Consider the following 6,446-nt stretch of genomic DNA (forward strand, 5'->3'; position numbering starts at 1 on the left):
TGGCCTGTCTGCGGCAGTGCAGCATCATTTTCGGCGGCGCGACAATTCGGGTCTGTCGCCGGTTTTCCTGCATGTTACGATTCTAAAAAACCACGGAACAATGCGCAGGCTGGGTGAAGCGGCCGCGCATGCAGGGCAGGATCGCGGCAGACGATGGGACGACGGCAGCTCAGGGCATCGGCATGGCTTGCTGGCGGCACGGCCTGCCTGGGATTCGCCGTGTCCGGCAAGGCCCAGGACCTCGTGGCGCCGCGGACCGAGATGTCCTTCATGGGCCGTCCGGGCATCGTCGAGATGCCGGTGGCCACCTCCCAGCCGGACGCGCAGATGTCGCTGGGCTACATGCAGTTCGACAACGTGTCGCGGACCAGCCTCAGCTTCCAGGCCAGCAACCGGCTTTCGGGCACGTTCCGCTACTCGATCCTCGAGGGCTTCGACGAGGCGCGCTACTTCGACGGCAACCGCTACGACCGCAGCTTCGACATCGGCTTCCGCTTCATCGACGAGGGCCAGTACCGTCCCGCATTCGCCGTCGGCCTGCAGGATTTCACCGGGACGGGCGTCTATTCCGCGGAATATGTTGCCGCCAGCAAGACCGTGGCCGACGGGGTCCGGCTGACCGGCGGGATCGGATGGGGCCGACTCGGCAGCCATGACAGCTTCGACAATCCACTGGGCTTTCTCAATAGTAGCTTCAAGACACGTCCTGGGCTAGGCGGCAATGAAGCGGGAAAGGTCCAGTTCGACCAGTGGTTCCGCGGCCCGGCGGCGCTGTTTGGCGGGGTCGAATGGCAGGCCACCGACCAGCTGCAGCTCAATGTCGAATATTCCTCCGATGCCTATGTCCAGGAATCCGACGCCGACATCTTCGATTATGCCGGGCCGCTCAACGTCTCGGCGGAGTACCAGTTCGGCAATGGCATCGGCCTGAGCGCGGCAGTCCTGGGGGGCGGCACGACCTTCAGCGGCATGCTGAGCTACAGCTTCAACGTCAAGACCCCGCCCGGCCCCCTCGACCGCGAGGCGGCGCCGCTGCCGGTTGCGCCGCGCAGCGCAGCGCCCGAGCTCGGCAGCGGCTGGTCGCCCAGTGCCGCCGGTCCCGCCCCGGCCCCGGCAGCCCTGCAGGAGCGGGCCGCGGCGCTGCTCGACGAGCAGGGGCTGCGCCTGACCTCGCTCACGCTGGCCCGCAGCTCGGCGACGCTGTACATCGTCAACGACCGCTACCCGGCCGTGGCCGAGGCTATCGGCCGGGCGGCGCGCGCCATGACGCATGTGCTGCCGCCCGGCATCGGCCGCATCACCATCGTCACCCAGGCGCAGGGCATGCCGGTGACCTCGGTGACGCTCGAGCGCAGCGAGCTCGAACACTACGAGACCGATCTGGACGGGGCCTGGAACATCTATTCCACCGCGCAGATCGAGGATGCGGAAGCCCCGGGCGTCGCGCCGCCCGTGCCGGTGCCGGGCAGCTATCCGTATTTCGAATACGGCCTCGGACTCTACGCGATCCCGCTCTTCTTCGACGTCGACGAACCGGTGCGGGGCGAGGTCGGCCTCCAGCTCGGCGCCGGGGTGGAAACCTCGCCGGGGCTGATCTTCTCGGGCAACCTGCGCCAGAAGATCGCCGGGAACATCGACGATTCTGAGCGGCCGCCGAATTCGGACCTGCCGCATGTGCGCACCGACACGCTGCTCTACTACCAGGCCACCGACCTGGAGATGACCCATCTGACGGCGGAATACTTCTTCCGCCCCGGGGAGAACGTCTACGGCCGCTTCACCGCGGGCTACCTGGAACGCATGTATGGCGGCGCCTCGGGAGAGGTCCTCTGGAAGCCGGTGGACAGCCCGCTGGGCCTCGGGCTCGAGCTCGACTATGCGGTGAAGCGCGATTTCGACATGGGATTCGGCTTCCAAGACTACGACGTGGCCTTGGGCTTCGCCTCGGTCTATTACGATTTCCAGAACGGCTATGTCGGGCAGGTCGATGCCGGGCGCTACCTGGCTGGCGACTGGGGCGCCACGTTCAGCCTGGACCGGGAATTCGACAACGGCTGGCGGGTCGGCGCCTTCTTCACCCTGACCGACGTGCCTTTCGACGAGTTCGGCGAAGGCTCCTTCGACAAGGGGATCGTGGTGGAGATCCCGATCACCTGGCTGTCCGGCCAGCCCTCGAAGGACGGCTTCGGCACGACCCTGCGCCCGGTCACCCGGGACGGCGGCGCCCAGCTCGATGTCCGCAACCGCCTCTACGATCTGGTGCGCCGCGACCAGGAACCGGATCTCGGCGATGGCTGGGGACGGTTCTGGAGATGATCCGCTTTGCCGCCCTGGCGCCGGTGGCCGGCGTGCTCCTACTCGGGGCCTGCTCGCTCCCCGATCCGGTCTCCTCGATCTTTTCCGGACGCGACAGCGGGCAGAGCCCCTCGGAGCGGCGCTACGAACAGCTCTCCCGCGCCGGGGTGCCTTCCGTCCTGGCCGGGGTCGAGAACGAGGAGGGCCGCTTCGCCGCCTTCCTGAAGCTTCAGGAGCGCAACGGGATCGGCACCTGGGTCTCCCCCGACAATGTCAGCCTGAGCCTCTGGAACGGCTTCCTGGTCGCGACCCGGGGCCTCGGGGGCGACATTATGTCGGCCGATGTCGGCGAGGTCCAGGCGGCCATCCTGTTCGGCTTTCCGGGATACTATCCGCGCTTCCAGAGCTATCTCGATGGCGAGAACCAGACGGTGATCCGCAGCTTCGTCTGCAAGGTTTCCTCGCGCGGGACGCGCCAGGTCGATCTCGGCCCCTTCACCGCCACGACGCGGCTGATGGAGGAGGACTGCAAGTCCTCGGACCAGTCCTTCGTCAATCTCTACTGGGTGGACGAAGGCACCGGCGAGGTGCGCCAGTCCCGCCAATGGGCAAGCCCGCTGCTGGGTCCGATCGCACTCCGGCAGATCCCGCGATGATTGCGCGCAGTTCCCAATTTGCGCTTAGCCGGCAGCGTCGGCTTCACGATACTGGAGCCCAGGTTCCCCCGCAGCCCAAGACAGAAGGTAGTTCCCCGTGCGTATCCTGTTAGCGTTCAGCTTGGCATTCACCCTCGGCGGCTGCGGTGCCATCTACATGAGCCCCTCGGTCCAGCGCGGCACAGACAACTCCGGTGCCGCCGTACGCGTCCTGCCGGTGACGGCGGAAAACGTGCTTCTGGCGAACCGCTCGCCCTACCAGCCCAAGACGCTGCCGGCCGTGTTCTCGATGACCTCGGGCGGACCAGCCGGCATGCGGGGGATGGAAGCGCTTCCCGATGCCGCCTTTTCGCCCGAATCGCGCCCGGCTCAGATGGAGACCCGGGTGCCGCCGCCCGCCGATCCAGGCCCCTACCGGATCGGCATCGGCGATGTCGTCCTCTTGGCCACGCCGCAGGCGGGCTCGACGGTCGAGGAACTCTCCGGGCTCCTGGCCGCGCAGACACAGCGACAGGGCTACACGGTGCAGGACGACGGGGCAATCGCAGTGCCCAATGTCGGCCGTATCCAGCTTGCTGGCAAGACCTTCGAGGACGCCGAGGCCGAAATCTTCCAGCGCCTCGTAGAGAGCCAGATTGAACCAACCTTCAGCCTGGAGATCGCCGAGTTCAACTCGAAGAAGGTGACGGTTGGCGGCGCCGTCGCCCAGCCTGCTGTGGCGCCAATCACGCTGACGCCGCTCTATCTCGACGAAGCCCTCGCCGCCGCTGGCGGCACGACCGTCGCCGACCGGACCTATGCCACGGTGCGGCTCTACCGGGACGGCACGCTCTACCAGATCCCGCTCGACGAGCTCTATGCGCGGCGCGGGCTGCAGCGGATCCGGCTGGTGGACGGCGATAGCATTTTCGTCGATACCGAATATGCGCTAGATCAGGCCGCGGCCTATTTCCAGGAGCAGATCCAGCTGGCCGGGTTCCGCCAGTCCTCGCGCCAGGCGGCGCTGGAAGAACTCACGACAGAAATCGATCTGCGCCGGAGCGAGATGGCAGAGGCGCGCGACAACTACATGACGCGGACCGAGCTTGGAGCGGTGGACCGCGACTATGTATACCTGACCGGCGAGGTCCGGCAGCAGGGCCGCATGGAACTGCCCTTCGAGCAGCGGGCCAACCTTGCCGATGCACTCTACAGCCGCGAAGTCGGCGGTGTTCCGACCGTTACCGCGAATGTCTCACAGATCTACGTGCTGCGCAGCTCTTCCGATCCGCAGGCCCTCGGCGCGGTCACGGCCTGGCGGCTAGACGGGCGCAATGCCGCAAACGTAGTGCTAGCCACCAAGTTCGAGCTGCGTCCGGACGACATCATCTTCGTCGCAGAGCAGCCGGTAACCCGCTGGAACCGCGTGGTCAACCAGATCGTCCCGTCACTGCTCACCTATGGCGGCAACACCGTCCAAGCATCAACCTTCTAGACCCCATGGGGTCTCCAACGACAACCCCTTCTCCGAGGCACTGTTCCGGACCTGCAAGTACCGCCCTGGCTGGCCGACGCGCGGCTTCGCCAGCATCGAGGCGGCTCGGGATTGGGTGCAGGCATTCGTCGGCTGGTACAATCGCGAGCACCGCCACAGCGCCATCCGCTTCGTGACGCCCGAACAGCGCCACCGCGGCGAGGAGCGGTCTCTTCTGGAGAAACGCAGCCGGGTCTACGAGCTGGCCCGGGCAGCGCGGCCGGAACGCTGGTCAGGCGGCACGCGTTGCTGGAAGCCGATCGGATCGGTCTGGCTCAATCCCGAACGGCCCGACGAGATGCCGCGAGGCCATGGGACCGCCGACGCGCTCCCCAGGGAAGCAGTCGGCGGCGGTCCCATGGCCGGACCGCCCTAGATGGGATGGTTGCCGCCCTCCCCAGACGGCATCGCGATGTGCCAAGGTCGTGGTGAATGTTAGCCACGGAAGCGGAGAGGACGGCGAGATGAAGGATACGATGATCGGGGTGGATCTGGCAAAGTGACCTTGCCCCCGGATCCCGGACTGGGAGTTACAGTACTCCCAGAGAGAGGGACCCCCTATGAGCAGACAACCCCGTCGTCACTTCACCACCGAGTTCAAGGAGCAGGCCGTTGCGCGCCTGTCGGAGCCCGGTGCCACCCAGACCAGCGTCGCGCGGGAACTTGGCGTGGCGCCGTCGCAGGTGAAAGGCTGGCGGCTTGAACTGTGGCGGCTGCAGGATCGGCCGAGGCGATCCGCAAGCAGCAGGCCGAGGCCGCCGAACTGGCCGAACTTCGGCGCGAGAACCGTCGCCTCAAGGAAGAGGTGGAGGTCATGCGGAAAGCCTCCGCTTTTTTCGCGCAGTGGGCGGCGAAGCCATGAAGGACAAGCTCGCCTTCATCGCTGCCCATGTCGGAGAACACGCCGTCAGCCTCATGTGCCGGGTGCTCGCGGTCAGCACGAGCTGGTTCTATTCCTGGCGTGCCGCCGCCCCGAAACGGGCGGCGCGCCGGGCATCCCGGGACGCCCTGTTGCCGCGGATACGTGCAATCTTCGAGGCCAGTCGCCGACGATACGGAGCCCCGCGCATCCACGCCGAACTGCGGGACCAAGGCATCCGGGTTGCCCGGAAGACGGTGGCCAAGCTGATGAAGGAAAACAGTATCTTCCCGCCAAGACGGGGCCGCCGCGTGCCGCGGACGACGGATAGCCTGCACAATCTCGGCATCGCCCCGAACCTGCTGAGGCGGAATTTCCGGGCTTCGGAGCCCGACCGCATCTGGCTGGCCGACATCACCTACGTGCCCACGGACGAGGGCTGGCTTTACCTCGCCGCAGTCAAGGACATGGCGACCATGGAGATCGTCGGCTGGTCGATGTCCGAGCGTCTGAAGAGCAGCCTCGCGGTCGAGGCGATGCGCATGGCTCTGCAGAACCGGCGGCCGGCGCCGGGGCTGATCTGTCATTCAGACAGGGGCGTCCAGTACGCGGCCGGTGACTACAGGCGGCTTCTCGATGCCTGGAAAGCCGTCGCCTCGATGAGCCGGAAGGGGAATTGCCTGGACAATTCTCCGATGGAGAGCTTCTTCGGATCGCTGAAGAACGAGTTGGTCCATCGAACCAGGTTCCGGTCGCGCCAGGAGGCAAAGGCCGCGTTGTTCGAATACATCGCGATTTTCTACAATCGCCAGCGCCGCCACTCGACCATCGGTTACCGCACGCCCGAGCAGACACGGATCGACATGGCCGCCAAGATGGCCGCATAGTGAATATCGCCCCGGTCCGGGATCCGGGGGCAAGGTCACTTCAACCGCCAGCCGGTTCAGAGGAGTGCTGGTCGGCGGCAGCATCTTCGCGAGAACCGCCGCCTTTCGTTCCGGTGAGTACGCCACGCGTCATCCTGTCCTGCCCGTAAGCGGTGTTCCCGGCTCACGGGATCTCAGGTTGACGGCTTGAAACTCCATGGCAGAAGTTCGTCGATGCGCTTCTGCGGATGCCCGGC

3 protein-coding genes and 2 pseudogenes are annotated in these 6,446 nt (G+C 66.3%); all 5 read left to right on the plus strand.

Annotated elements, in window-relative coordinates; translation table 11 throughout:
* Window positions 1–153: 153 nt before the first annotated feature.
* The 5 genes and pseudogenes from HCC78_RS24850 to HCC78_RS24875 all read left to right on the plus strand — a co-directional run bounded on the left by HCC78_RS24850 (window position 154) and on the right by HCC78_RS24875 (window position 6,210).
* Window positions 154–2,316 carry a YjbH domain-containing protein gene (locus HCC78_RS24850; RefSeq protein WP_172331477.1) on the plus strand — a complete coding sequence of 721 codons (2,163 nt, stop codon included), beginning with the start codon at window positions 154–156 and terminating at the stop codon, window positions 2,314–2,316.
* Complete coding sequence (locus HCC78_RS24855; protein WP_172331478.1) at window positions 2,313–2,951, plus strand: YjbF family lipoprotein; 639 nt, start codon at window positions 2,313–2,315, stop codon at window positions 2,949–2,951. The genes HCC78_RS24850 and HCC78_RS24855 overlap by 4 nt, the downstream gene beginning before the upstream one ends.
* Before the next feature lie 157 nt (window positions 2,952–3,108).
* Entirely contained in the window at window positions 3,109–4,425 is a 1,317-nt protein-coding gene (locus HCC78_RS24860; protein ID WP_172331481.1) for a polysaccharide biosynthesis/export family protein, read from the plus strand.
* A pseudogene (locus HCC78_RS24865) lies at window positions 4,391–4,753 on the plus strand (integrase core domain-containing protein); the annotation flags it as partial. The gene HCC78_RS24860 and the pseudogene HCC78_RS24865, both read left to right, overlap by 35 nt.
* Before the next feature lie 271 nt (window positions 4,754–5,024).
* Window positions 5,025–6,210, plus strand: a pseudogene (locus HCC78_RS24875) (IS3 family transposase).
* The last annotated feature ends 236 nt before the right edge of the window (window positions 6,211–6,446 follow it).

The organism is Mangrovicoccus sp. HB161399 (assembly GCF_013184745.1).
GTDB lineage: Bacteria > Pseudomonadota > Alphaproteobacteria > Rhodobacterales > Rhodobacteraceae > Mangrovicoccus.

Bases quoted from the DNA above. Each gene is read 5' to 3' on its own strand.
- HCC78_RS24850 (WP_172331477.1), top strand. From the start codon at position 154: ATGGGACGACGGCAGCTCAGGGCATCGGCATGGCTTGCTGGCGGCACG.
- HCC78_RS24855 (WP_172331478.1), top strand. From the start codon at position 2,313: ATGATCCGCTTTGCCGCCCTGGCGCCGGTGGCCGGCGTGCTCCTACTC.
- HCC78_RS24860 (WP_172331481.1), top strand. From the start codon at position 3,109: ATGAGCCCCTCGGTCCAGCGCGGCACAGACAACTCCGGTGCCGCCGTA.